Raw genomic sequence first — 26,545 nt, forward strand, 5'->3', positions numbered from 1 at the left:
CTAGGATATGGTATAACTTCCTGGCCATATCAGATTCATAGTCCTCTTTATTATCATTTTAAAATTTCAACTATTATTCTATTAATTCATGATTCAAAAAATCATTGATAAATTTGGTCGAATACTCCTCCATCATTAAAATGTTTTGATTGAGCTTTTTTCCATCCCCCAAAGTCCTTATCAATCGTTAATAAAGGTAAGTTCGGATATTGTTTTTTATATTTAGAAAGAATTTCTTTATTTCTTGGTCTATAATAATTGTCTGCAATTATTTGTTGTCCTTCTTTACTATAAAGATAGGATAAGTAGGCATGAGCAACCTTCTTTGTATCCTTATCCTTTACATTTTTATCAACGATTGCGACAGGTGGTTCCGCTAAAATACTAATAGAAGGGTAAACAATCTTATATTTACCTCCCCCTAATTCTTTTACTGAAAGTAACGCTTCATTTTCCCATGCAATCAGAACATCACCTATGCCTTTTTCTACAAATGTAGTCGTCGAACCACGTGCACCTGTATCTAAAACCGGTACATTTTTATATAGTTTTTTGATAAATTCTTTCACTTTCTTCTCATCGCCATTATACTTTTTCTCTGCGAAACCCCATGCTGCTAAGTAGTTCCATCTAGCACCACCTGAAGTTTTCGGATTTGGTGTAATGACTTCTACACCTTTTTTCGTAAGATCATCCCAATCCTTAATCTGTTTCGGATTTCCTTTTCTTACTAAGAAAACAATTGTTGATGTATATGGGGTTGAATTGTCTGGAAATTCCTTCTGCCAATTTGGTGAAATTAATTGTGCTTTTTCATTGATTGAATCAATATCATATCCGAGAGCCAATGTAACTACATCTGCATCTAACCCATCAATAACAGCTCTCGCCTGTTTACCTGAACCGCCATGCGACTGTTTAATTGTGACGGATTGCTTTGTTTTCTTTTTCCAATACTTACTGAATGCTTTATTATAGTCTTCATATAACTCACGAGTAGGATCATATGATACGTTTAACAATTCTACTTTTTTTGTTGCAGCACTTGCTTTCTTCGCAGTGACATTATCATCTTTTAATGTTGCGTATAAAATACCTGAGACACCTAATACTGCAACTACTGAACTTATTACCCATTTTTTTAAGCTCACTTATCTTTTCCCCTCTCTAACATTCAATTTTTCAAATTTTTAATTTGTACCTTTATTGATTTTTTCAACACATCTTTATCTCCCCTTTAAGGCACAAATACAAATAGACCCTTAACTATGAATAGATAGTTAAGGGCCTTTGGTCTTCCAATCAGCCATATTGGTTTATATAATAGCTTAATAATAAACACACTATTCCTATGTGTCAACTATGAATTTAGAAAATTTGAAATTATTTATTATTTTCCATTTACAAGTCATTGCAAACTCTATATTATTTACTATTAAAAAGTATTGTTCCTTAAGGAGGAAATGATGAAGTCAGAGATATATTTCAAACACATCGGAATTAAGAAACCAGATATAGCCTCAATTGAAACTTTAAAAGAAATTCATAAACATCACCTATTAGCAATTCCATTTGAAAATCTTGATATAATCGCTGGGACACCACTTAGTATGGATCCATCTCAAATAATGAAAAAAATAATTGATCGTAAGCGTGGAGGAATATGTTTTGAGACTAATACTTTACTTTACGCAGTGTTAATTGAACTTGGCTTCAATGTAAGATATATTTCTGCTAAATTTTGGAATGATGAAAAACAAACTTGGAATCCTGAGTTTTCGCATTTAGCGTTAATCGTTTCATTTGAAGAAGAAAACTATTTGGCAGATGTAGGTGTTGGAGGAGGATTTTTAGAACCCATTTTACTAAGAAATGGCTTTGAATATTCGGATTCAAATGGATCTTATCGAGTAATTGAAAATAGCGATTCAATTTTCACTCTCCAAAAATTCGATGAAACTTGGAAAGATTTACTTTTAATCTCTACAGAAACTACTGAGCTTCATTTATTCGAGGATCAGTTTTTATATTATCAAACTAGCAAAGATACAATCTTTACTCAAAATAAAATTGTTAATCTTTTAACAGAAGATGGGCGAATTTCCTTATCGGACCATCAATTAAAAATTACAAAAAATCATACTATTTCAGTAACAGCAATTGAGTCACCAGAAGACTGGCAAACGACTTACAATGAAATTTTCAAAGTGCGGCCTAATATAGGTTTTTAATACAAAAAATAATCTGCAAGACTCTTATGAGTTCTACGGAAGAGTTGCTGCAGCGTATGGGTGTTTGCTCTAAAGGAGTCACACTGTCCTAACACGGAAAGCGAACATACTGTAACGCGCATCGTTAAGTGGTAAACAGCTTTTTTCAATTGAATATAACAGATAGTGTAGAAAAAATATGATTAAATCCTTCTAATCAGTACATATTAAATTAGAACTTGTAAGAAGGAGGTTTAGATCGTGAAAAAAACTGAAAAGCAAAGTAACTTGATAAATGATAGAAGAGAAGATGAAATAACGAATGTCAAAGAGAACACTAAATACAATCAACCTCTACCACAACCAAAGGATATAGAAGAAATAGAATATTAATTCACACGTAAAAAACCTTCTATTTACATAATAGAAGGTTTTTACGCGATTACTTTCCGCTTAACATATGAATTAATTCTTCAACTATAAGAGGTACTTCTTCAAACGCATTTCTCATGTGTAACCGCTCTGTTCGTTTATGTGCATCTTTTCCGAACGGACCAATATTTAAAACCGGAGCATTTAATCTTTTCATTAAATTAAACGGTAAACTATAACTATCACCCCATACTGGTGTATTTCGTTCAAATGATGCCCACCCTTCTGACGAATCCGTATAATTCACATAACTCAAATCACATATACCATTAAAATAGTGAATTCTTCTTACAGGTAATTTAAATTGATCATTTGCCCTTTTTGTCACAAAATTAACGCACTCCTCGACTAGCTCATTCCCTGTAGAATTGACTGCAGGATAATATGGTGGCGCAAACAGAATGATAACTGCTGGTGCTAGTTCTTGACATTGAATCATCAATTTATCTGCAAGTCTAAAAGACTTTTCACGATCATCCCATTCTTTATTAACAAGAATTTGTTTTTTTAGGTCTTCGATATATTCCATACCAAACTTCTCAATTGCATAACGCAGTATCTCTTCATATTTTATAACTTTTACTTTTCCAATCGGTTCTACATTATGTTTTTCACACAAATTCGAGTAGACAAGATTGCATTCTTCAACAGCTTCATTTGCAACTTTTTCAAATAAGTTAAACATTTCCTTTGCATTTCGTTTCATTAAAAATACATTATATAGAGCTGCAGATCGATAAGGCGTTTGGGTAGAGTATTCTGACCTTAAATCCTTTTGCTGTAGTGTTACTGGTAAAGGTGTCTGTTCACCATAAACTGTTTCTTGAAATTCATCATTCCATTCCATTTTTTTGGTTAAGAATGAGGTAATAAAAGGAGATGACATTCCACTAAGTGGTTCACCTGCATGCGTTTCTTTTCCATAAAAAAGTGCGGCTGGCATTATTTTCCCAATTGTGCCTGAGTATATGTAGTATTTAGGATCACCAGGTTCTTGTGTAAATACAGGTTCTCCGTTCAAAAATAATTTATAAATTAAATCGTACTTCGCCTGAATTTCAATCAGTGTTGAAACAGCATCCCTCATACCAGATGAATTCACCTCTTCATCTGGTACTGTTAATAAGAGCAAATTAATCGGCCATTTTTCAATGCTAGCCTTTTCAACTAAACTCATATGCATTGCCAGTCCCATTTTCATATCCATCGTTCCACGCCCAAATAAATAGTCTCCAGATTTCAAATCTTTTTGAACATCATCTGAAAATTCTTCTAGCATTTTGGAAAATGTTTTCGTTAATTCCTCTGGCTGCGTTGCTAAATATTCTAAGTCACCATATTCTTCTGTGTTTACTGTATCAAAATGACTGATCAAACAAATTGTATCCGTTGCTTCGGGATGCTTATAAAAGGCAGTTAAAAACTTCCTTCCAATGTCTGAGTCATGTAATGTGAGTTGTTCTGGAAGTTCCTGAAAGTAAATAAGTTCTGACAACTTTGCATGTAATTTAACTGGAAATTGACGTTCACCTTCACTCAACGTCATGCTTTTCCAACTAACAAGCTCTGAAAGCAGCGATTTTAAATTCTCTGGAGTACCCCAATTAAAGTTGCTCATTTCCCTTCCCCCTAGTGCTAAAAATTGTACAAATAATTTCAAAATACAAAAGTATCGATTTCTACAAAGTCTGATTAATTTTATAATGAAATTCTTTACCTAAAACTAAAAAACAACAAAATAATTCAATAATCGTTTCGTTTTTTCTCCTACCTCTCCTCCTATTCTAGAAAATTAGTTTAAAACCTTCTAATAATCTTTTTTATTCAATATCAAAATTTAATACTTCTTTAATTGAAAAATTAATTAGACATAAAAAAAAACACCTATCACTAGGCGAATTACAAATTTTTCCGATACATATTTTTCCCGTCATAACTAAATAAAACTGCTTTGTCATCCATTTTCGTTTCAATATGAGTTGGCCTACCCCATAATTGATAAATGTAAGGTAGCACTTTTTCAAGATATTTAACATCCAATTCAATCTCTTCAAATGAATGGTTTAAGTACAATTCTCCATTTTTAAGATAATCTCCATCATTCACTGTAATGTAAGGGAATCCACCATTTGTACGCATATTTACTAATTGATCGCGTACACCTTCCCAGCTTTTATCTTTGATCTTGTATTCTTTTCCTTGTCTTTGAAATAAGTACATATCTTCTCTCATAACAAATTCTTTTGAGATATAATTTCGAATAAAACTAGTGTCTGACTCTAGTTCACGGACTTCGAATATTTTTTCAGTCCCGGAACCAACTTTCACACCGTTCTGTTTCATTTCTACTGATGGATTGTTATATCTTTCTTCAATGTCTTCAAACATTTTTAATCCTAAATAATATGGATTGATACTTGTCTTCGAAGGTTGTATAACGCTAGCATTCAGTTTTGCAAATTCAATAGCTTCTCCTGATGTTAAATCCAACTCTCTAAGAATACGTTGGTGCCAAAGACTTGCCCATCCCTCATTCATAATCTTCGTTTCAAGTTGAGCCCAAAAATAAACCATTTCGTCACGTAACATGGTCAAAATGTCTCTTTGCCATTCTTCTAATTCTCGACTAAAATGCTGTATAAATAATAATAAATCTTTTTCAGGAATTGGTGGGAATTTCTTTTTAATAGCTTTAATAGGAGTTATGTTTTCAGTATTACGTTCTAGATTCCATAAGTCATCGTATGGTCCTCTTCGTCTGGGAGGGAGTTCTGCTTCCTCTTCTAATTGCCATGATAATTGATTACGAACTATTGAAGGGTCAATATGTTCTTGGATTGCAATTACAGCATCTAAAAATTCCTCAACTTGTCTTTTTCCGTATTTATGTTCATACTGATTAATTCGTTCAGCAGTTGCAGCCATACTCTCGACCATATCTCGTTTAGTATTTTTAAAGCGAACATTATTTTTAAAGAAATCACTATGAGCAAGTACATGAGCAACGATTAGTTTATTTTGAATGAGGCTATTTGTATCAAGCAAAAAAGCATAACATGGATTAGAGTTGATTACTAATTCATAAATTTTGCTTAATCCAAAATCATACTGTAGCTTCATCTTATAAAATTTTTTACCAAAGCTCCAATGTGTGTATCTTGTCGGCATTCCGTATGCACCAAAGGTGTAAATGATATCGGCAGGACATAGTTCGTACCTCATCGGAAAATAATCAAGACCAAATCCTTTGGCAATTTCAGTAATTTCATCAATTGCATATTCGAGTGCACGAAAATTACTTGGTTTCATAGTTATTCCTCCTACCATGTGTATTGACAATGTATGAGAATTTTTGCCAATATATGCTATTCATGGCCTAAAATAAGAACTAATATATAAATCTTCAAATTGTAAGAATATTAACAGGACAAATCCTACTTTATGTCGAATAAATCTATTTAGAAGGGAGATGGGGAAATGAGTAAAGAGAGTCTATTGAAAAACCTTCGAAATGCTACTAGAGGAAATTTTTTTACAATCAATATTGATAAGTCTTTGAAGGATGATAAAAATATGATTGAAGAATTTGCTAAAGAATTAGAGCGAGATGGAAAAATTAAATTAAAAGAGTGTACACAGCTAGAACATTCGGTTTTATTAAGTGGAATTCTTAAGTATGCATCCAATTAATTTGGATGCTTTTGTCTGAAATTACATACGAAATAGTCAAAAAAAAAAAGCCTTCCTTTCTTTTACAAAAGTAAAGCTCTTCACACGAAATCTATTTAATCTACTTCAGTAATACGATATATATGTTGTCCTGCATTAAACGCAAACTCTTCTATCAAAAAAGTCTTTTCATGTAGTCTTTTTTCCACTAGATCTTCATATATAAAAGTTTGTTGTACTCCGTCGGTTTCCACCGATTCATCTTCTTCTATTTTACCTAAATGCTCCTGGTTTGCAGTTGGATTTTCCCCACCAGCAAGAAGTATCCATGAATCGTTTTCCTTCAGATTTTGATAGACAATATGCTCTTTATAATGTTTATAATTTAATCCAAATGCTTTAAATAATTTCTTATGACAGTCTATCGAAAGACGCAAATTTTCATTTTTATCTTTAATAAAAAGACTACCATAATTATGAATGTAAACTTGTATATTCAATAGATGTTCCACCTCCATATAATATGATATTTTCATGCTAAATACTGAAAAACACACTTAACAATACAAAATAAGTATTGTCTATTTAATGGGATCGATTTTGTTACAATTCAATATTTCTTTATAACGGAATTTTTAATGAGGTTAAAAATGCTTTGAGTGTTCGGAGAAGTCTTAATTACTAAACTTAAATTGTTTGAATTAAGACACATGTTGAAAAGATGATGTGTTCTATTTAATTAAAAAAGTTAAAAAATATTCTATTAACCGTACAATAATTCTTTTGCTTCGTTTTCATTAATGCCTTTAATTAACCCAAGTTCACTGATCAATATTTTGCTTGCATTACCTAACATTTGTTTTTCACTTGAATTTAAAGCTTTTTCTTTATCTATACGCATTAAATCACGAACAACTTCTGCGCCTTCTTCTATATTACCTGTTTTCATTTTTTCCATATTCACTTTAAATCTTTCTTTATAAGGTAGTATACGATCTGATTCTCCGTTATGAAAATTATTTAAAACATTTTCAAGTGTTTTTGAATCAACAACTAATCTAATTCTCGAATTATCCATTTTTGATATCGGAATCATTACTTCCATCTTTTTTATAAGTAATCTTATGACAAAATACTGTTGGGTCTCACCTTGTACTTCTTTTTCTTGAATCGACTCAATTACTCCTGCACCTTGCATTGGGTAAACTATATTATCACCAATTTCAAACATATATCCACCTCCATGAATAAATAACTTACTTAAGCATAACACTTTAAAGTTTTTTGTCAAATTAAATATTTTATCACCAACAAATATATCGTGTCAACATTTTTTGTGTTAATTTTTAAAATTACAATATTTTAGTTATTTATCTCGTAAAAAAAGTTTATTAAAACTATTTGAGTATGGAAATTAAACGGGTATTCCGTGGAGAAACTTACTTCAAAAGACCCAATTGGGAGTTATGGTGGTTTTATCAATTGAATAGCTTCAACGTAGTTAAAGAAAACGAGACCCTTAACCAAAAAAAATACCCCATCTAAATGAGATAAACGTTTTAAAAAACTCTATTAGTAAAGAAAGTCCTAACCACTTTCTCATTAGTTAAATTGACTACCATTGATATTCCATAGAATAAAGGAAAACATAATGATTAGTGCAAATAGTAACATTAAAATAAAACCCGATAATTTCGCTAAACCCTTTTCTTCTTTCACGATTGCAATGACACCTGTAATAAGGCTTGAAAATAATCCCACGTAATAAATGATGAAAGATAACTCTTTAATAAGATCTATAGTGTGTATGACAAATGCAAAAATCGCACCAATTAAGCTACATAACACAAAAAAATAAGCTAACTTACCTATTTTTTGACTAAACTTTAATACACCACTTGTTATAATTACAAGACAAACTACTAGTGATAGCCAAAATATCACCTGTATAATTTTTTGATTAATAAAAGGCACTGGTCCAGCGAATTGCATTATATATGAAATGAAAATTACACATAATAATAATACGACATTTCTTCGGTATCTTTTGAGCTCCTCCAAACTATTCAGCCTCCTAGGCCATTTAAAGATAATAAACTTATCGCCCTAATGCATATTATTCAACAATTAATGAATATTTCCTCTTACTCTTCTGTAGTCAACTTTCAACAAAAAGGAACAAAAGTTCTGTTATTATGTCATAAAATAAAAAAATATGCACTATTGCAAACGTATGTTCTTTATTTTATAATTTAACTGTGCAGATTTAAGCGGTAAGTATTGGTCAAAATAGATGTCACTGAAATATCACGACTATGTACTAAACAAAAAAACATATTAAAGGAGCTGTTTTCATGACAATAAGATTAATCCCTTACTTAATTATGGATGGCAATGCAAAAGAAGCAATTGAATTTTACGAGAAGAACCTTGATGCTGTAGTTCAATTTAGTCAGTCTTACGGTGATTTTCATAATAATCCTGATGATAAAATAACTGCTGAAGCAAAGGATTATATTATGCATGCTACAATTCAAATTGGTGAATCAGTGTTAATGTTATCAGATGCTTATCCTGGTTACCCTCATCAAATTGGTAATCAAGTTACAATCTGCATAACAACAGATGATATCGGAAAATCAAGACAAATTTTTGAGAATTTATCAGAAGGTGGCCAAATTGAATTGCCGCTTCAAGATACAGGATTTAGTCCTGCTTATGGTAAAGTAGTCGATAAATTTGGCGTATTATTCCAAGTCTTTACAGATGGAGCACGTTAAATCTAATTATCCTTTCTTCTGTCTCACTAATTAAAGAGTCATCTATTTACGTATCAATAATGAATTACGCTTTCTTTCGGCACACATTTCCAAACACTTTCAACTAATACATAATTAATCATTTAAAATAGCTCTGTCACAGTGACAGAGCTACTTTAATCAATCTGATACAAGATTAAATTCTTCTTTGCATAAATCTAACAACTTTTGTGACTATTTTTCGTGGCATGAAACGGACAGAATTTGCTAACAATTTATTTGTAAACCCTGGAATAACTAGTGTTTTTCCCTTTTTGAAGCCTTCATATGAAGCATTAGCTACTTCAATTACACTTCCAACACCACTTTGAAACAGTTTTGATTCATGCATATTTGCACGATTACCAAAGTTTGTATCAGTCGCTCCTGGACAAACTGCTGTAATTTTTACATTCTTATCCTTCATTTCATTCGAAAGTGCTTCTGAAAAGGAAAGTACATAAGCTTTCGTTGCATAATAAACAGCCATTAATGGGCCAGGTTGAAAAGCTGCAGTAGAAGCTATATTAATAACTCCCCCTTTATTCCGTTCAACCATGCCAGGTAAAAACATTTTAGTAAGATGTGTTACTGTTCGAACATTTAAATCCACCATATTTAACTCTTCTTCTAGATTTGTATTTATAAACTCCCCATAAAGCCCAAACCCCGCATTATTAACTAAATAGTCTATTTGTTTGTTTTGACTATTCAACTCTTTTTGAAGGGAAATAATATCATCTTCTTTTGAAAGATCCTTTGGAAAAATATTTATAGTAACATCAGTTTTTGATTCAATTTCATGTTTTACGTTTGTTAAATTTTCCTCAGATCTTGCTACTAAAACAAGATTTACAGCATCATTTGCAAACAGTTTTGCTAACTCTTTACCGATTCCACTTGAAGCTCCAGTAATTAATACCGTTTCGTTTTTTTTCATAACTTTCTCCTTCATATAACATGTGTAATTTATGATTTATTCACTTTTCTTTTAAGACAATACGTTTAAACATTTAAACATATCATACTTACCATTCATTACTTTGTCAAAAGAAAAATGGATTTTCAATATTATTATCATAAAACACTTTCCTTGTTTACATAACTTTTTTATTTAGTATAAAAAGCTTATTTCCGTAAATTCCAAGTCACTACATTATAAGGAATTTGATGCAACAAATCCTTTTTTAAGAAAATATTTTTCTAGAGATGAGCATAAAAAAGATCTTCGTGATGAAGATCTTAAAAATTTACGTATATAGCAGAATTAACATTCATTCAAAAAAGGCTATTGAAATTATTCCTTGTTCTTTAATTTTCCATGTAACGCATCTATTTTTGCTTCTAATCGGTTCATTTTTTCTTTAGTATTTCTAGTATGTACGAAAAACCAAATGATAAGTGCAATAAAGATTAAAGGTTTTATATAGACAAATAGTAGAAATAGCCAGTCCCCAGTATACATTTATATTCCTCCAAAATTTTATTTGAACGGATCACGTAATTTCTTAATTTCTTCTGTTTGCTCAATAATATTATTATTAATTCGTCTGAGCGCATCAAATACTGCAAAAACTCCCGCAAATATTAATATGACAAACAATAAAATTAAACCCATCGTTTACCTTCTTTCTGTTACTTAATACTATCTATTATAAAGTTAATTTTAATAATTTGTAATATTTTACCAATTATTATTTAAAATCAGTTTTCACGACTAAAATTCCGTACTGATCATTATTAGAAAAATAAAAAAAGAGTACATTACTGTACTCTTTAATTGATTATATCTATTTTATTAGTTACATTCTGGACATAAACCATAAATTTCAAATTTATGACTTTGGACTGTATAACCCGGTAAATCAACGGGACTATTTTCCATTGGACATACATAGATACTTTTTGTATTACCACAATCTAAACAAATAAAGTGATGATGATGCTCTGAAGAAGAACATTTAGATCTAAACCGCTTTTCTCCGTCCAGTTCAGTTACCTCAACAACATCCACATCAATAAAAGTTGATAGATTGCGATAGATTGTATCAAAGCTAAGTCCTTTATATTTATCCTTCAATGCTTGCTGGATATCTCTTGCTGTAACGTATTTGTTTTGCCTAAAAATATATTCGAGCATGTCATATCTTTTAGGTGTATTTTTAAAACCTTGATCTTTTAATAGTTTTGTTGCATCAGCTAATTTCATTTAATCACTACCTTTATCTCGTTCTTAATTTCTTCCAAGCTAAAGTTAATATAAGAATCATGATTTGCAGGATAACAATTGTTCCACCAGGTGCTAAATTCAATTGATAAGAAAGTAAAATACCTGCTACAACCGAAAGCTCGCCAAATACAATTGAATAGACGATTGTTTGTTTAAAACCTTTTGCAATTCGAATACTTGCAGCAACTGGCAATGTCATTAATGAAGATACTAATAAGACACCTACAACTCTCATTGAAACAGATACAACCAATGCAACTAATAAAATGAATAAATAGTGGATCCACTTTGCATTAATTCCAGATGCAACAGCATATTCTTCATCAAAAGATAATAAAAACAATTCTTTGTAAAGTACTATAATTGATATTACTACGAAGATAGCTATAATTATGACAGTTAATAAATCTTGCCCGGAAACTGCACTTACACTACCAAATAAAAAACTAAAAAGATCTGTGTTAAAACCATTGGCTAAAGAGATTAAGATAACCCCTAAGCCCATCCCACCTGATAGTATTATTGGAATTGCTAGTTCTTGATAATGTCTATATACACTTCTCAATTTTTCAATTAAAAATGCTCCTGCTACTGAAAATGTCATTCCCATGAATAAAGGGCTGATAAAACCACTTGGAAAGAAAAACTTTTCAAGTAGTAAACTCGCAGCAACACCTGATAATGTGACATGACTTAATGCATCAGATATTAGGGATAATCTTCTAAACACTACGAATACTCCTAATAATGGAGCCATAACTCCTATAATCATGCCCGTTAATAATGTATTTCTTAAAAAATCGTAATGAAGAAAATCCATCATATACTTTTCCCTCCATGCTCATGTTCATGATTGTGGGATAGTACATGTACTGAATGACCATATAGTAGTGACAAGTCATTCTCGGTAGCATCTTTAAACTTTTCTGTACTTCCATGGAAATGAAGTTTTTTATTTAAACATGCAACATGTGAGACTTTATCAGTAATAATGCCTATATCATGTGAAACTAATAATAATGTGATCCCTAGCTTATTATTTAAATCGCTTAATAGTTGATAAAAACTTTCAACGTTTTCTGCATCAACACCAACTGTTGGTTCATCTAAAATAAGTAATTCAGGATTACTTACTAAAGCACGAGCTATAAATACACGTTGTTGCTGACCTCCAGAAAGTTCTCCAATATTACGATTAGCAAAATCATTCATACCAACTGATAGTAAAGCATCAGTAACCTTTTTCTTATCTGATTTTTTAAAACCATTAAATAACCCAATTTTTGAAACTAGACCGAGTGAAACCACTTCGAATACTGAAGCCGGAAAGCCTGAATTAAAGCTATTTGCTTTTTGAGAAACATAACCTATTTTATCCCAGCTTTTCATTTTACGAATATCCGTTCCAAATAACTCAATGCTACCTTGATCTGGTTGCTGGATTCCTAATATACATTTTAATAAAGTTGACTTACCGCTACCATTAGGACCAACTAAACCTAAAAAATCTCCCTTTTTAACTAGAAGATTGATGTCTTTTAAAACTTTTTGCCGTTCATAGCTATATGACAAATCATCTATCTTAATTATATTTTGACTCATTTATACACCTTCATCTATTTAGGAATAATTACGTTTTGACTCAATTTATTTAGTATAAGAGAATCCAACTTATTTGTAAACAAAGAATACTTGGCTATTCGTAATCGATTTTACTATCGTAGAAATTGTTATCCATTTTTATTTCATAGACAACACATCTCTTTTTTATTTATCGATTTTCAATTCATAAAATGACACTTTTCTGATGTTTTTTTCTAATCTTTTTTTAATATTTCAAGGCTTTTCACTATGTGACAAAAAATACAATATGTTACAATTAATCTATAAATATAGATAAAGAGGTGGTTTTTTGAACGCAATTACACATCGAAGGCTTTCAAATTTCAAAATTTTTAAACGGGGGTTTTTTATAACTTTAGGTGCTGCAATTATGGCATTATGCTTAAAAGCATTCTTTATTCCAACTGATATCATTGATGGTGGAATTGTAGGTATCTCTTTGATCCTCTCTCATATTACTTCGATTAATCTCGGTATTTTTCTATTCATATTAAATTTACCATTTGTTTTAGTAGGATATAAACAAATCGGTAAAACATTTGCTATTTCAACTTTATTTGGAATTAGTTTATTATCAGTCTTTACAACTCTTTTTAAAGACATTCCACACTTAACTTCGGACCCGTTATTAGCAGCATTATTTGGTGGCCTTGGCTTAGGAATTGGTGTAGGATTAGTAATCCGTTATGGTGGTTCACTTGACGGAACCGAAATTATCGGTATTTTATTAACAAAAACAACACCATTTTCAATCGGTGAAGTTGTTATGACATTTAATGTATTTATTCTTGGAAGTGCGGGCTTCGTATTTGGATGGGACAATGCTATGTATTCATTAATTGCCTATTATGTAGCATTCAAAACAATTGACCTAACAATTGAAGGATTCCAAGATACAAAGTCTGTGTGGATCATTAGTGATAACGACAAAGAAATTGGTGATGCCTTAAACGCGCGCTTGGGTCGAGGCGTTACATACTTTCATGGTGAAGGTGGATTTATGGGTGAGGATAAAAAGATTATCTTCACTGTCATCTCTCGACTTGAAGAAGCTAAGCTAAAATCAATTGTTGAAGATTTTGATGAAAATGCATTTGTCGCTATTGGTAATATTGCAGATGTTAAAGGTGGAAAGTTTAAGAAAAAAGCAATCCATTAATCAAAAATCTTATAAAACAGAAAAATTTAAAAAGATAAAAGCATGAAGTCTTAACTGATTTCAAGCTTTTATCTTTTTTTATACACTTTTTTTAAAAACGCTGAACATGTTGATTAGAGCGAAAGGTGCTTGACTCCTGTGGAAGATACGGAATAGGTGAGACTCACACAAGGCGTTTTACGCCGAGGAGGCTCATCGCTCGTCCCACGGAAAGCAAGCATCCTGAAGTGGAAATCAACTAAGATCACTCTTATTATAGTTTCAAAGTTAAGGATACAGCTTATTTTGTGACTAGTTTTAATTAGATTAATGTTTATAAAATCAAACAGTAGTTGATGAACATGTTAATTGGAGCGAAAGGTGCTTGACTCCTGTGGGAGATACGGGAAAGATGAGACTCACGCAAGGTGTAATACGCCGAGGAGGCTCATCGCCCGTCCCACGGAAAGCGAGCATCCTGAAGCGGAAATCAACTAAGAATACTCAAAAAATTATTCACTCTATTTTCATAGTTTTTATTATCTTTATAATCAAAGTTCATGAAATAACAATACTCTTCATAAAATGAATAGATGAATATATCGACATCCTAGAGGAGGAATGACATGAACATCATTCAAACTATCATTAATAAAAAAGTCAACGGCATTACACCTAAAGAATTATTAAAACTAAGTCAACAATACCAAGTAACTATTACTCCTGATCAAGCTAATAAAATAGCTGTATTGATGAATGGCAAAAACATTAATATTTATGATCTTACACAAAGAAAACAATTACTAACTCAAATTGCAAATGTTACTTCCACAGGAACAGCACAACAGATTGACACGATTTTTCAAAAATTAGGTTAACTTAAGCTTGGTTAAAAAGTTGATTAAAAACTGTTAATTAACTACTCTACTCATTTCAAACGTCATATAATTCTCATACACCGAAATTGCACCAATTCCAAAACGAAATGAGAGGGATTAGTATGGATTTACATGAGCTACATTATGAAATTATTTATCTTGATAAAGAAACCCAGGATGAAGTAAAGTTTAAACACGTCTTTCATATGGATGACTTAAGTCACAGCTTAGCTCTAAATATCGCAAGTAGTTTAATTGAACGTGATAAGGCCCATGTGGTCTATATTAAATTATTATTTTTGGATGACCATAACGAGGAACATATTAATCATGTTGTTACTGTTAAACGAATAAAAGATGGCAAGATTATCGCTTCGTATATGGATAGTAAACTTAAGAAAATTGTTGAAACTGAATTATAATAAAATCCCCCAACTTTTATAAGTTGGGGGTTCTTAATTTCATTCTTAACTCAATCGGAGATTAATACTAAGAATTTAATAATTGTTGAATCAAATTTTCGTTAAATTCTTGGTTACGGAACATTTCGATTTCAAGTTTATATGGTGCTACTTTATTATTTTTATCTTCTCCAACATATGGAGTTTCAAGTATTTTTGGTATATCTATCAATTGAGGATGATGAACGATATAATTCAGTGCTTTAAATCCAATAGAACCGAAACCAATATTTTCGTGACGGTCTTTACGACTACCTGCTGGATTTTTACTATCATTAATATGAAGGACTTTTATTTTATCAATTCCTACTAGTTGATCAAATTGTTGTAGAACCCCATCAAAGTCATTTACGATATCATAACCTGCATCATTTATATGGCAAGTATCGAAACAAACGGATAATTTATCGTTGAAATGAACACCTTCCATAATTCTTGCGATTTCTTCAAACGATTTTCCACATTCAGAACCTTTTCCAGCCATTGTTTCGAGTGCAATCTGAACTGGAGTATCAGCTGTTAATACTTCATTCAAACCTTTAATTATTTGAGCAATACCTGCATCTTCTCCTGCACCAACATGAGCACCTGGATGTAAGACGATTTGTTTAGCACCTAATGCAGCTGTTCGATCAATTTCTTTTTGTAAAAATTCAACGCCTAATTCATATGTCGCAGGATTTGTTGTGTTACCAATATTGATTATATATGGTGCATGGACAACAATATCAGCAATTCCATTTTCAGCCATATGCTTTAATCCAGCTTCAATATTTAAATCTTCAATCGCTTTTCGACGTGTATTTTGAGGTGCACCTGTATATACCATAAAAGTATTTGCACCATAGCTTGCCGCTTCTTCACTTGCTGCTAAAAACATCTTTTTTCCGCTCATTGAAACATGTGATCCAATTCGTAACATAACAGTCAACTCCTAGCTTAATTATCATAATCTCCATTGTACCACGCCGTACACAAAATGAAAAAAAGAGAGACTTAAATAGTCTCTCTTTTCCATATTCAAATTTCTAGTTTTAGGAGTTAGCCCCTCGAGGTCATAACCCAAACCCAATAAAGGTGAAAAACAACCTTTATTAGGTTTGGGCTTATGCTTGTCAGGGTTGAACAAACTCCTACCACTTTTCTTATCTACTAGTTTTTTTCTTTACACGCTGTTTAAATGATTCACGTTGCTCATTTAATTTACGTTTATAGCCCGGTTTTACTTTTGATGGCTTTTTAATTGCTTTTGTAGCAGTAAGGTCTAGCGTATGATCCGTTTTCTTACGAAGTTTACGTTTTGCACGAGGACCTAATTCAACCCATTCGCCATTCTTTAGTTCACGATGCTCAAACATTATGCCACGATCTTGAAGTCTATCTAATGCTTGATTATCTTCTTGATCATAAATTGTAATTGCTACTCCTGAGAAGTTTGCACGACCAGTACGACCAACACGGTGAACATAAAAATCTAAGTCATCAGGCAACTCAATATTAATAACATGACTAACACCTTCAATATCGATTCCACGAGAAGCTAAATCTGTAGCTACAATATATTGGAATTCTAAATCTTGGATTTGCTTCATCATTTTTTTACGTTCACGAGGACTTAAGTCACCATGAATCTGGCCAACTTTAAGACCATATGATGATAACTGAGTTGCAACTTCTTCAGCTTTTTTCTTTGTATTCGTAAAGATGATCGCCAAATAAGGTTGGCAGCTTAACAAAATATCCTTCGCCATTCTCACTTTGTCTTTATGACGGCTAGGAACAATTATATGCTCGATTTGCTGTGCTGATAATTGTTTTGGGTTTATATGGATATGTTCTGGATTATCCATATATTTCTTCATAAACGGCTTAAGTTTTTCTGGAATTGTCGCAGAGAATACTAGCATTTGTAAATGCTTTGGCATTTTTGATGCAACTTGGTCCACGTCATGAATGAATCCCATATCAAGCATTAAATCCGCTTCATCTACAACTAAATATTTTGTTGTATGAACTAATAAAACATTATCATTCACTAAGTCTTTAATACGACCTGTAGTACCGATAACAATATGAGGTTGTTTTTTTAATTTCTCAACCGTACGTTTGTAATCTGTTCCACCAACGAAATTTTTTGCAGTTAGCTGTTGATCTTCAGGGCAACATTCAATGATTGCTTGAACATCCTTATAGATCTGTGTTGCTAGTTCACGTGTAGGAGCAGTAATAACTAATTGGACTTGATCAACTGATGCATCCAGCGTGTTAATCGTTGGAAGTAAATATGCATGTGTTTTTCCAGACCCAGTTTGAGATTGTCCAATTACACTTCTACCAGTCTTCACTTGTGGAATGATTTTTTGTTGAATTTCTGTCGGTTCCGCAAAGTGTTTTTTCTCTATCGCTTCCAAAATAAATGGCTTTAAATTATAACTTTTAAATGATATTGACATAAATTTCACCTTCTTAATTTGAACTTTCTATATAATGGAGGAAACAATTTCCTCAAACGAAATAGCTACAATTATCTATTATACAATAGTTGCATAGATAAAAGCTACCTAATGTTACGGCCTTTCCTTTTATCTTATCATTTTAATTTTTTGACTGTCCTATACTAACCATTTCAAAGTTAGTGCATAGCCTAAGTAATAAAGAGTATTTTGAAAGGAGGTTTGTTAGAATGGGGTTACTTGATAAATTTAAGAAAAAGAAACAACCTCAATTTAATCAAATGTACGGACCTAATCCTTATTTGGGATATCAACAGCACAATCCTAATCTACAAAATCCATATGATATGAGACCGCAATTTCAACAACGTCCACCATACCCTTTACCACAACCTAGTCAATATCCATACCAACAGAACTACTTTCCGCCTTCACAACAACCACTAGCACCTCAACAAGTTTATTATCAACATCCTGTAGCACAACAGCCACAGTTACAATATAACCAAAATAAATTATTACAACCCGTTCCTTTTCAAAATCAACCCGTCATTCAGTCTCATCAAAGTAATGGATATCAACAACAATCAGCTGTGCAAAGTCAATATCCAATGACAGGGCAACCACCTGAAAAAAAAGAAAGCGAAAGTCCTGGTTTCTTTTCCCGTATGTTAGGTGGAGATACTTCAATTACAGGTATTATTGGTGGTATGCAACGTGCTGTTCAAACTGCGCAACAAGTTACGCCAATGATTCAACAGTATGGGCCAGCTGTTAAAAACCTACCGTCTTTATATAAAATTTTTAAAGCAGTTAATACTGATGATCCAGGTGAAACAAAAAAAAGCGATAAAAACAAAGAAACAAATAGTAAATCTTCATCACCTGAAATGAAAAAAAAACGAAAAATCATAAAAGATATTGAGCTTGAATCAATTGATGTTCCTGAAAAAAAAGAAGATAGTATGAATCCTAAACCAAAATTGTTTATGTAAAAAATCATTTTCCTTTGTATACTACCATCTCCCTCCTTTATAATAAAAATGAACATAATATTATAAAGGAGGGGCTACTCCATGAAAGTTATTAAAGTTACCCCACGAGGCTATTGCTACGGAGTTGTAGATGCAATGGTTATTGCTAGAAATGCTGCAAAGGATCCATCACTACCAAGACCAATCTATATACTTGGAATGATTGTTCACAATAAACATGTTACAGATGCATTTGAAGAGGAAGGTATCATTACTTTAGATGGTCCGAGCCGTTTAGATATACTTGACAAAATCGATAAAGGTACTGTCATTTTTACAGCACATGGTGTTTCGCCAGAAGTTAAATCACGAGCAATAAAAAAAGGTCTTACTACAATTGACGCAACTTGTCCTGACGTGACCAAAACACATGATTTAATTAAGGATCGAATGGCTGAAGGATACCACTTTATTTATATTGGTAAAAAAGGGCATCCTGAACCTGAGGGAGCAGTAGGAATTGCACCAGATATCGTACATTTAATTCAAAATAAATCTGATATCGATGAGTTAAATATTCCGACAGATAAGATTATCATTACGAACCAAACGACGATGAGTCAATGGGATGTAGTAGACTTAATCCAATATGCAATTAAAAAGTATCCAACTGCACATGTTCACAAAGAAATTTGTATGGCGACACAAGTACGTCAAGAAGCAATAGCTGAACAAGCTGTTCAAGCGGATTTGACAATCGTTGTTGGAGATCCAATGAGTAATAACTCAAATCGTCTAGCTCAAGTATCACATGAAATAGCAGGCACGAAAGCGTATCGAATTTCCGATATTTCTGAGCTTCAACTAAAATGGCTTGAAGGTGTTGAAACAGTTGCAGTGACATCAGGAGCTTCTACACCTACTCCAATCACTCGCGAAGTAGTTACTTTCTTAGAAAATTTTGATCCAAAAGATGATAGTACTTGGAACTTGAAATCAAATGTTGAATTGAGCCGCATACTTCCAAAAGTTCGAATTAAAGACTAAAAATCGCCCTTTAAGGGCGATTTTTTATTATAACAAATAATAGTTCTATATCTCAGTAATAGAAAGGAAGTCCCTTTTTACATTCTGAGTCGACTCTGTCTAGTCCACATTTCTAAATAGGAAATTAATATAACTAGACAATAAATTAAATAAATACAAATGGATCAGTATGAATAGCTGAGGCGATTATCTCACAAGACAACTTATTTTCCTTAAGTTTTTTGTCTAATAGTCCTTTTACACCTAGTTTCATAACTTTTTCGATATTGTGACCAGCGTCAACGATATTTAAATTAAGCATTTTCCAATCTTGTGCAACATGGTAATATATATCACCACTTAAATAAACATCTGCACCATGTCGTTTAGCATGGTAAGCAAATTTATTGCCATCTCCACCAACAATGGCAACCTTTTTTATTTTATCATCTAAATTACCAACTACACGGACACCTTTTAAATCTAATCGCTCTTTTACATAGTGTGCAAATTCTTCAAGAGTAAACTCTTCTTTTAATGTACCTATTCTACCTACTCCGTACGTTTTACCTTCATTTTCTAAAACATATGTATCATAAGCTACTTCTTCATACGGATGCGCCTTAATCATTGATTTTAAAACAGTTTTCAACTTGGACTCAGGAACAATTGTTTCAATCTTTATTTCAACAACTTGTTCAATCTGTCCAGTTTGTCCGATGAATGGTTGAGTTCCTTCTAACGGTAAAAATGTACCTTTACCTTCTGAGTTAAATGTACAGTGGCTATAATTCCCTATGGCACCTGCTCCGGCTTCACAAAGTGCTTTTCTCACGTCTTCTTCATGAGTTTTTGGAACAAATACAACTAGTTTAATTATTTTTTCTACATAAGTAGGTGCTAACACACTAGTATTTTCTAACTGTAATGCTTCTGCTAAAAAATCACTTACACCGGTTTCTGCAATATCGACATTTGTGTGCGCTGCAAATACTGAAATATCATGTTTAATACATAATTCTACAATTTTACCCGCTTCTGTATCAGTTGCTATTTTTTTAAGAGGTCTATAAATAATTGGATGATGAGCTATAATAAAATTTGCACCGATTGATATAGCTTCTTCCACAACTTCTTTCGTTACATCTAGTGCAATTAATACTTTATTCACCTGGATGGACAAAGTACCGATTTGAAGTCCATTCGGGTCTCCTTCTTCTGCCAAATGTTTTGGAAATAGTTCTTCAAACTGTTGAACTAGTTGATGACCGTTAATAGATTTCATGAAAGCACCTCTTTTATCCATTCAATCTTTTGCGCTATTTCTTTTATTTTCTGAACAGATTCATCTGTTTGTTTTGCAGATTCTAGCTGTGAAAGAATTCTTTCAAAGTTGTTCTTTTCATGTTCCCACTTTTTACGAAAAGCTTCATTTTGATTTTTTATTAAAAACGGTCCAATAAACAATTCCATATCCTTATTATCAGAATATGCATTAACGGGATTTGATTTTGAACCTACTAATATTTCGTAGATCTTTCCGTCTTCTTCTACTATATCTTCATCTACAAGAGAATATCCTTCTTTATCTAACCAGTTACGAATTTGATAAGCTCCGATATTTGGTTGAAGAACTAATGTTTCAACACCTACAAGTTTATCTTTTCCATTTTCTAAAATACTTGCGATTAGGGAGCCACCCATTCCTGCGATTGTAATGACATCGACTTCATTTGGCGTTAACACTTCTAATCCATCACCCATTCTAGCTTCAACAATACCTTCTAAACCACTTTGACGAATTGTTGAACGAGCAGAATTAAACGGCCCCTCTGTTATTTCACCTACGATTGCGGATACACTTCTTTTATTTAAAACTGCATAACAAGGTAAGTAAGCATGATCAGAGCCAATATCAGCTAATTTCGTGCCTTCTGGAATATAATCGTACACTCTCTTTAAACGCATTGATAAATTTACTTCATTCATAACAAAATCACCATTTCATATTATTTTCATTACAATATTTTACACTAAAAAAGAAAAGAAACCTAATATAGAAAATAAAAATGACCTTTCCAATTTGAAAAGGTCATTTACTATGCTTATTTTTTCTCAGATAACCATTTAGCTACTGCATCTAATTGTGCTCCAGATACTAAGCCTGCTGGCATTCCGCCTTCTTTACCATTTTTTAAGATGTCTTTGATTTCATCTTCAGAGTATTTTGCACCAACTTTAGTTAAGTTAGGTCCAACTACCCCTTGTAATTGATCACCGTGACAGCTAACACATGTTTGCGCATATATTTGATCTGGCTTAGTGGCAACTGCTGCTTTGTCTGGCTTTCCGCCTTTTGCTATTTCGTCTGCTTGTTTTGCCCCTTTTAATGAAATTAGAAGCATTACTACGATTCCTAGTGCTGCAATTAGAGCAAAAGGAATTAATGGATTTCGTTTCATTATGATCCCCCTTATGTAACCCCTTAAAAAAATAGTTAATTACTATAACATTATTATTGTATACGATTAAAAACAATAAAAAAAGTATTATATTGGATAAATTTAAAAATAGTTAAACGATTACACAAATTCCTGCTCCATTACTATTAACAAGCGTTACATTGTAAATAGTAAAAAGATAATATAAAAAATAATTAAGCTCACCCCTGAATAAATAAAATAAGTAAGTTTTTTTAGGAAACCAATTACGATCCATATAAGACAATTAGCGAATAATATACACCCTAATATGATTGGTGAAAGATTCGTAATCGATCCTACCCATTCTACTATCAATTCCAAGCAAATAATTGCAATGACAACATAGGAAAAATGTCTCCAAATTAACTTTTTATAAGTCAAAAGCACTGAACTTATGATTAATAAAAGAAAAATAATTGGAAAAATGAGTATTTGCAAATTTAAAGACAATTCTGTAAAATAAAGTAAATAGGTTACTAATGGAATGATAAAGAGTGGAATAACTCCTAGAAGTGCCCATAATTTATGATAACCAAATTTATTTGAATTATCCTTAGATTCTCCTTCCGAATAGATACTTAATAAATAATTGCAGTATTGTTCAGGAAGCATACGATTTTCTTTCCAAAAATTTATTTCTTTTAAAATAATTTGTTTTCTTTGTGCATCCATATAGCATCCTCCAAGGATTAGCTTTAAAAATTTCTGAAAAATCACACTTTGTTATCAGCATAGCATTTCCTAAGGATTTTGTGTATGGACATTCGATTTGTTTTGACAAAAAATTTAACATGTCAAATTTACTATTTAAACTGTTTTCATGTTTACTCATACAAGAAAAAAAGTTTACCCATATGGATAAACTTTTATCTATTTTATTCTAAGAAGTCTTTAAGACGTTTACTGCGGCTTGGGTGACGTAATTTACGAAGTGCCTTTGCTTCGATTTGACGAATACGTTCTCTAGTTACACCAAAAACTTTACCAACTTCTTCTAAAGTACGAGTACGTCCATCATCTAAACCAAATCGTAAACGTAATACATTTTCTTCACGATCAGTAAGTGTATCAAGAACATCTTCAAGCTGTTCTTTTAACATTTCATAAGCAGCATGTTCTGCTGGAGAAGTAGCTTCTGAGTCTTCAATGAAATCACCTAAGTGTGAATCATCTTCTTCACCAATAGGAGTTTCAAGTGATACTGGCTCTTGAGCAATTTTTAAAATCTCTCTTACCTTTTCTGGTGGTAAATCCATTTCTTCACCAATTTCTTCAGGAGATGGCTCACGACCTAAATCTTGAAGTAATTGACGTTGAACACGAATTAATTTATTAATTGTTTCAACCATATGAACTGGAATACGAATCGTTCTTGCTTGGTCAGCAATTGCACGTGTAATTGCTTGACGAATCCACCAAGTAGCATATGTACTAAATTTGTAGCCTTTTCGGTAATCAAATTTTTCTACAGCTTTGATTAATCCCATATTACCTTCTTGAATAAGATCAAGGAATAACATTCCACGCCCAACATAACGTTTTGCAATACTTACAACTAAACGTAAATTTGCTTCAGCTAGACGGCGTTTCGCTTCTTCATCGCCTTCTTCAATACGCTTTGCTAAATTTATTTCGTCTTGTCCAGAAAGTAAGTCTACACGACCTATTTCTTTTAAGTACATACGTACTGGATCATTAATTTTCACACCAGGAGGAACACTTAAATCATTTAAATCAAATTCCTCTTCTTTTTCTAATTGAGTACCTCTAGGCTCATCTTCAGCATCACCTACAATATCAATGCCTTGTTCACCTAATTGCTCATAGAATTCTTCTAGCTGATCTGAATCAATTTCAAATCCATTTAAGCGATCTGCAATTTCTTCATAAGTAATTACACCACGTTTTTTACTATTTTCAATTAATTGTGCTTTTACCTGATCAAGTGTTACTTCTGTTTCAGTATCTTTAGAACGAGCCGATTTATCAGCCATCTGTTCCCCTCCTTCGAAAAGTTCGCGAATCATTTAACATATTTCATACTAGACCTTAAATGCGTAATTTGTTGGAGTATAGTTGCAGCTTTTACAAAATCTCCTTCACGTTCAGCCTTTTTTAAGTCTATTTCTTTTTCACGGATACGTTGTTGCTTATCATAGTTGTTTAATGCTTCTAAATAATCCTTTAACTCTCGCTCAGTTAGTTCAGGTGCTATCTGTAAATTGACAATTTTTGAAACTACTTCAAGTAACCTTTTTGAAGGAAGGTAATTCATAAATTTACTAATATTAGACTCATTGCCCTCTTCATAATAAGCATAAAGATGGATTATAATCTCGGAATAATCATTATTGTAGAATAGACCCTGATATTGCTGCCTTACCTTTTCAGTCACTTCCATACTATTTAACATATGTGCTAATAATATTTGCTCAGCACGAACGTGTGCAGGTAATAGTGTCTTAGTAGTAATATCGCGTTTGATATCAGTTTTTACTTCTGTTACATTTGATATACGATTTGCCTGATTACTATATTGTCCAAATTCCTTCTTAAGTACTTCAATTGAGATAGAAAACTCTTTTGAGAGTTGATTTAAGTAATAATCTTGTTCAATGAGTTGACTTAGTTTAGCAATTTCCTGTAGCATCTCTTTAATATACTGAAATTTTACAGTTTCATCTAAAAGATTTTTTCCTTTTCGATGATATTGCATTTTAAAACTCATTAATGATACACTAGCTTCAATAATAGAGGTATTAAATTTTTCAGCACCAAATTGTTTTATGTATTCGTCTGGATCTAACCCATCTGGCATTTGCGCAACCTTAATTGTGAATCCTTCTTTTTGAAGAATATTTGCAGCCTTTTCAGTTGCATGTATACCCGCCTGATCGGAGTCATAACAAATGATAATTTTATCAACTGATGTCTTTAAAACTTTCGCTTGATCCTCTGTTAAAGAAGTTCCCATGGTAGCAACCGCATCATGTACACCAGCAGTAAATGCTGAGATAACATCTGCAAAACCTTCCATCAAGATTGCTCGGTTTTGCTTTCGCATGACGCTTTTAGCTTGATAGTAGTGATATAATAATTTACCTTTATGGAAGATTGTAGATTCCGGACTATTTAAATATTTTGGTGAACCTTCACCCATTATTCTTCCGCTAAATGCAACAATCTTACCTTGATGATTATGGATTGGAAAAATTATTCGATTACGAAATCGATCATAATAATTCCCATCACGCTCATTTCTCACAACCAGTCCAGCTTTTTCCATGATTGGCATGGAATAACCACGTTTTTCTAATACCTTTGTTACAGCATCCCATGAGTCTAGAGCAACGCCTAACTCAAAATGTTTAATTTCATCTTTTGTTATGCCTCTATTGATTAGGTATTCTAACGCCTGTTTACCTTCTGCTGTGTTTAATAGCAAGTGATGATAATACTTTTTGACAAACTCATGAGCTTCATGCATTATTGCCTGCTCAGTAGATTGCGGATTTTTCACAGTGTCAATCGTATCTGAAGGTAGAGTGATATTTACTTTCTGTGCGAGCTGCTGAACAGATTCTTGAAAATTCAAACCTTCAAGCTGCATGATAAAGGAAATAGAGTTTCCACCAGCACCACAACCAAAACAATGGAAAATTTGTTTCTCAGGAGATACCGAAAAAGACGGTGTGCTTTCTCCATGAAATGGACATAGTCCAAAATAGTTTCTTCCTTGTTTCTTCAAAGGAACATATTCACTCACTACATCAACTATGTCTATTGACTGACGAACCTGTTCAACAAGTTCATCGGGAATTCTGTTTCCCATACTGACAGCTCCATATACTATTTTATTCGATAAAACTCGCTGTATTCCTTCAAGTTTCGACAACTATTTTCTCTTAGTTTTATTCTCTCATCGAATTTACTCTTATCGAGCTTTAAAAGTAGTAATAATTATCTAACAAAAATTCTACAGTAGTTCATAAGCATTGCATTTAACTGCTAGTTTCGGTTTATTCCAAACCCATTTATTTATTGCTTATGATTAATTTCTACATGTCTTTTGTAATTCCTTCAAAACATGTATCGATTTATGTAGTTTTATTTCCTACTTGAAAAAACTTGAATTATCTAGGAAGCACATATTCATAGTTTATTCGTAAG

Annotated in this window: 29 protein-coding genes; 9 read left to right on the top strand and 20 right to left on the bottom strand. The window is 32.3% G+C overall.

The features are described 5' to 3' along the window. Nucleotides 1-101 precede the first annotated feature (101 nt). Nucleotides 102-1,094, bottom strand: coding sequence for a sulfate ABC transporter substrate-binding protein (locus B7R65_RS05605; RefSeq protein ID WP_256941189.1), 993 nt, complete (start codon nucleotides 1,092-1,094; stop codon nucleotides 102-104). Between the two features lie 372 nt (nucleotides 1,095-1,466). Between B7R65_RS05605 and B7R65_RS05610 the strand changes: the two genes are divergently transcribed. Next, on the top strand, nucleotides 1,467-2,231 hold the full coding sequence (locus B7R65_RS05610) for an arylamine N-acetyltransferase family protein (protein WP_179194783.1): 765 nt from the start codon (nucleotides 1,467-1,469) through the stop codon (nucleotides 2,229-2,231). Between the two features lie 240 nt (nucleotides 2,232-2,471). Next, nucleotides 2,472-2,603, top strand: a complete 132-nt coding sequence (locus B7R65_RS21660; RefSeq protein ID WP_256941172.1) for a hypothetical protein — start codon at nucleotides 2,472-2,474, stop codon at nucleotides 2,601-2,603. Between the two features lie 49 nt (nucleotides 2,604-2,652). Here the strand turns inward: B7R65_RS21660 and B7R65_RS05615 are convergent, their stop codons facing one another. Next, nucleotides 2,653-4,260 (bottom strand): M20/M25/M40 family metallo-hydrolase, encoded by a 1,608-nt coding sequence (locus tag B7R65_RS05615; protein WP_088041751.1) that lies wholly within the window; start codon nucleotides 4,258-4,260, stop codon nucleotides 2,653-2,655. 281 nt (nucleotides 4,261-4,541) lie between these two features. Further along, entirely contained in the window at nucleotides 4,542-5,951 is a 1,410-nt protein-coding gene (locus B7R65_RS05620) for a SpoVR family protein (protein ID WP_088041752.1), read from the bottom strand. A gap of 168 nt (nucleotides 5,952-6,119) precedes the next feature. Between B7R65_RS05620 and B7R65_RS05625 the strand changes: the two genes are divergently transcribed. After that, complete coding sequence (locus B7R65_RS05625; protein ID WP_088041753.1) at nucleotides 6,120-6,332, top strand: hypothetical protein; 213 nt, start codon at nucleotides 6,120-6,122, stop codon at nucleotides 6,330-6,332. A gap of 95 nt (nucleotides 6,333-6,427) precedes the next feature. On the opposite strand, the gene B7R65_RS05630 is transcribed toward B7R65_RS05625, so the two are convergent. The 3 genes from B7R65_RS05630 to B7R65_RS05640 form a co-directional block, all read right to left on the bottom strand. Then, on the bottom strand, nucleotides 6,428-6,811 hold the full coding sequence (locus tag B7R65_RS05630; RefSeq protein WP_088041754.1) for a hypothetical protein: 384 nt from the start codon (nucleotides 6,809-6,811) through the stop codon (nucleotides 6,428-6,430). Between the two features lie 263 nt (nucleotides 6,812-7,074). After that, nucleotides 7,075-7,542: a CarD family transcriptional regulator gene (locus B7R65_RS05635; RefSeq protein ID WP_088041755.1), complete on the bottom strand. Its 468-nt coding sequence runs from the start codon at nucleotides 7,540-7,542 to the stop codon at nucleotides 7,075-7,077. A gap of 371 nt (nucleotides 7,543-7,913) precedes the next feature. After that, complete coding sequence (locus B7R65_RS05640; RefSeq protein ID WP_088041756.1) at nucleotides 7,914-8,372, bottom strand: hypothetical protein; 459 nt, start codon at nucleotides 8,370-8,372, stop codon at nucleotides 7,914-7,916. Between the two features lie 293 nt (nucleotides 8,373-8,665). Here B7R65_RS05640 and B7R65_RS05645 point away from each other — a divergent pair, with 293 nt between their 5' ends. Further along, a complete protein-coding gene (locus B7R65_RS05645) occupies nucleotides 8,666-9,091 on the top strand; it encodes a VOC family protein (RefSeq protein ID WP_088041757.1) in 426 nt (141 codons plus the stop codon). A 175-nt stretch (nucleotides 9,092-9,266) separates the two neighbouring features. Here the strand turns inward: B7R65_RS05645 and B7R65_RS05650 are convergent, their stop codons facing one another. From B7R65_RS05650 to B7R65_RS05665, 6 genes are all read right to left on the bottom strand, one after another. Then, nucleotides 9,267-10,049, bottom strand: a complete 783-nt coding sequence (locus B7R65_RS05650) for an SDR family NAD(P)-dependent oxidoreductase (RefSeq protein ID WP_088041758.1) — start codon at nucleotides 10,047-10,049, stop codon at nucleotides 9,267-9,269. A 357-nt stretch (nucleotides 10,050-10,406) separates the two neighbouring features. Next, complete coding sequence (locus B7R65_RS21240; RefSeq protein ID WP_179194784.1) at nucleotides 10,407-10,574, bottom strand: hypothetical protein; 168 nt, start codon at nucleotides 10,572-10,574, stop codon at nucleotides 10,407-10,409. An 18-nt stretch (nucleotides 10,575-10,592) separates the two neighbouring features. After that, nucleotides 10,593-10,727, bottom strand: a complete 135-nt coding sequence (locus B7R65_RS21665) for a hypothetical protein (RefSeq protein WP_256941173.1) — start codon at nucleotides 10,725-10,727, stop codon at nucleotides 10,593-10,595. A gap of 180 nt (nucleotides 10,728-10,907) precedes the next feature. Continuing rightward, nucleotides 10,908-11,318 carry a Fur family transcriptional regulator gene (locus tag B7R65_RS05655; RefSeq protein WP_088041759.1) on the bottom strand — a complete coding sequence of 137 codons (411 nt, stop codon included), beginning with the start codon at nucleotides 11,316-11,318 and terminating at the stop codon, nucleotides 10,908-10,910. Between the two features lie 13 nt (nucleotides 11,319-11,331). Next, complete coding sequence (locus B7R65_RS05660; protein WP_088041760.1) at nucleotides 11,332-12,162, bottom strand: metal ABC transporter permease; 831 nt, start codon at nucleotides 12,160-12,162, stop codon at nucleotides 11,332-11,334. After that, entirely contained in the window at nucleotides 12,159-12,941 is a 783-nt protein-coding gene (locus B7R65_RS05665; protein WP_088041761.1) for a metal ABC transporter ATP-binding protein, read from the bottom strand. Before B7R65_RS05665 ends, B7R65_RS05660 begins: the two co-directional genes overlap by 4 nt. 310 nt (nucleotides 12,942-13,251) lie before the next feature. Here B7R65_RS05665 and B7R65_RS05670 point away from each other — a divergent pair, with 310 nt between their 5' ends. The 3 genes from B7R65_RS05670 (at nucleotide 13,252) to B7R65_RS05680 (ending at nucleotide 15,400) form a co-directional block, all read left to right on the top strand. Beyond that, nucleotides 13,252-14,121 (top strand): YitT family protein, encoded by an 870-nt coding sequence (locus B7R65_RS05670; protein ID WP_256941174.1) that lies wholly within the window; start codon nucleotides 13,252-13,254, stop codon nucleotides 14,119-14,121. A gap of 605 nt (nucleotides 14,122-14,726) precedes the next feature. Beyond that, a complete protein-coding gene (locus tag B7R65_RS05675; RefSeq protein ID WP_088041762.1) occupies nucleotides 14,727-14,978 on the top strand; it encodes a DUF2624 family protein in 252 nt (83 codons plus the stop codon). Between the two features lie 122 nt (nucleotides 14,979-15,100). Then, complete coding sequence (locus B7R65_RS05680; protein ID WP_088041763.1) at nucleotides 15,101-15,400, top strand: hypothetical protein; 300 nt, start codon at nucleotides 15,101-15,103, stop codon at nucleotides 15,398-15,400. A 67-nt stretch (nucleotides 15,401-15,467) separates the two neighbouring features. On the opposite strand, the gene B7R65_RS05685 is transcribed toward B7R65_RS05680, so the two are convergent. After that, nucleotides 15,468-16,361, bottom strand: coding sequence for a deoxyribonuclease IV (locus B7R65_RS05685; RefSeq protein ID WP_088041764.1), 894 nt, complete (start codon nucleotides 16,359-16,361; stop codon nucleotides 15,468-15,470). 223 nt (nucleotides 16,362-16,584) lie between these two features. Then, complete coding sequence (locus B7R65_RS05695) at nucleotides 16,585-17,892, bottom strand: DEAD/DEAH box helicase (protein WP_088041766.1); 1,308 nt, start codon at nucleotides 17,890-17,892, stop codon at nucleotides 16,585-16,587. Between the two features lie 230 nt (nucleotides 17,893-18,122). Here B7R65_RS05695 and vrrA point away from each other — a divergent pair, with 230 nt between their 5' ends. Beyond that, on the top strand, nucleotides 18,123-18,887 hold the full coding sequence (vrrA, locus tag B7R65_RS05700; RefSeq protein ID WP_088041767.1) for a VrrA/YqfQ family protein: 765 nt from the start codon (nucleotides 18,123-18,125) through the stop codon (nucleotides 18,885-18,887). Between the two features lie 81 nt (nucleotides 18,888-18,968). Beyond that, a complete protein-coding gene (locus B7R65_RS05705; RefSeq protein ID WP_088041768.1) occupies nucleotides 18,969-19,913 on the top strand; it encodes a 4-hydroxy-3-methylbut-2-enyl diphosphate reductase in 945 nt (314 codons plus the stop codon). A 145-nt stretch (nucleotides 19,914-20,058) separates the two neighbouring features. Here the strand turns inward: B7R65_RS05705 and B7R65_RS05710 are convergent, their stop codons facing one another. From B7R65_RS05710 to dnaG, 6 genes are all read right to left on the bottom strand, one after another. Beyond that, nucleotides 20,059-21,177 carry a Nif3-like dinuclear metal center hexameric protein gene (locus tag B7R65_RS05710; RefSeq protein ID WP_088041769.1) on the bottom strand — a complete coding sequence of 373 codons (1,119 nt, stop codon included), beginning with the start codon at nucleotides 21,175-21,177 and terminating at the stop codon, nucleotides 20,059-20,061. After that, nucleotides 21,174-21,881 carry a tRNA (adenine(22)-N(1))-methyltransferase gene (locus B7R65_RS05715; protein WP_088041770.1) on the bottom strand — a complete coding sequence of 236 codons (708 nt, stop codon included), beginning with the start codon at nucleotides 21,879-21,881 and terminating at the stop codon, nucleotides 21,174-21,176. Before B7R65_RS05715 ends, B7R65_RS05710 begins: the two co-directional genes overlap by 4 nt. 116 nt (nucleotides 21,882-21,997) lie before the next feature. Next, nucleotides 21,998-22,354: a cytochrome c550 gene (gene cccA / locus B7R65_RS05720; RefSeq protein WP_088041771.1), complete on the bottom strand. Its 357-nt coding sequence runs from the start codon at nucleotides 22,352-22,354 to the stop codon at nucleotides 21,998-22,000. A gap of 156 nt (nucleotides 22,355-22,510) precedes the next feature. Beyond that, on the bottom strand, nucleotides 22,511-23,047 hold the full coding sequence (locus B7R65_RS05725) for a hypothetical protein (RefSeq protein ID WP_088041772.1): 537 nt from the start codon (nucleotides 23,045-23,047) through the stop codon (nucleotides 22,511-22,513). Nucleotides 23,048-23,250: 203 nt separating this feature from the next. Beyond that, nucleotides 23,251-24,369 carry an RNA polymerase sigma factor RpoD gene (rpoD, locus tag B7R65_RS05730; RefSeq protein WP_088041773.1) on the bottom strand — a complete coding sequence of 373 codons (1,119 nt, stop codon included), beginning with the start codon at nucleotides 24,367-24,369 and terminating at the stop codon, nucleotides 23,251-23,253. A gap of 29 nt (nucleotides 24,370-24,398) precedes the next feature. Beyond that, on the bottom strand, nucleotides 24,399-26,207 hold the full coding sequence (dnaG, locus tag B7R65_RS05735) for a DNA primase (RefSeq protein WP_088041907.1): 1,809 nt from the start codon (nucleotides 26,205-26,207) through the stop codon (nucleotides 24,399-24,401). Between the last annotated feature and the right edge of the window lie 338 nt (nucleotides 26,208-26,545).

This window comes from Bacillus sp. EAC, assembly GCF_002156875.1.
GTDB lineage: Bacteria > Bacillota > Bacilli > Bacillales > Bacillaceae_G > Gottfriedia.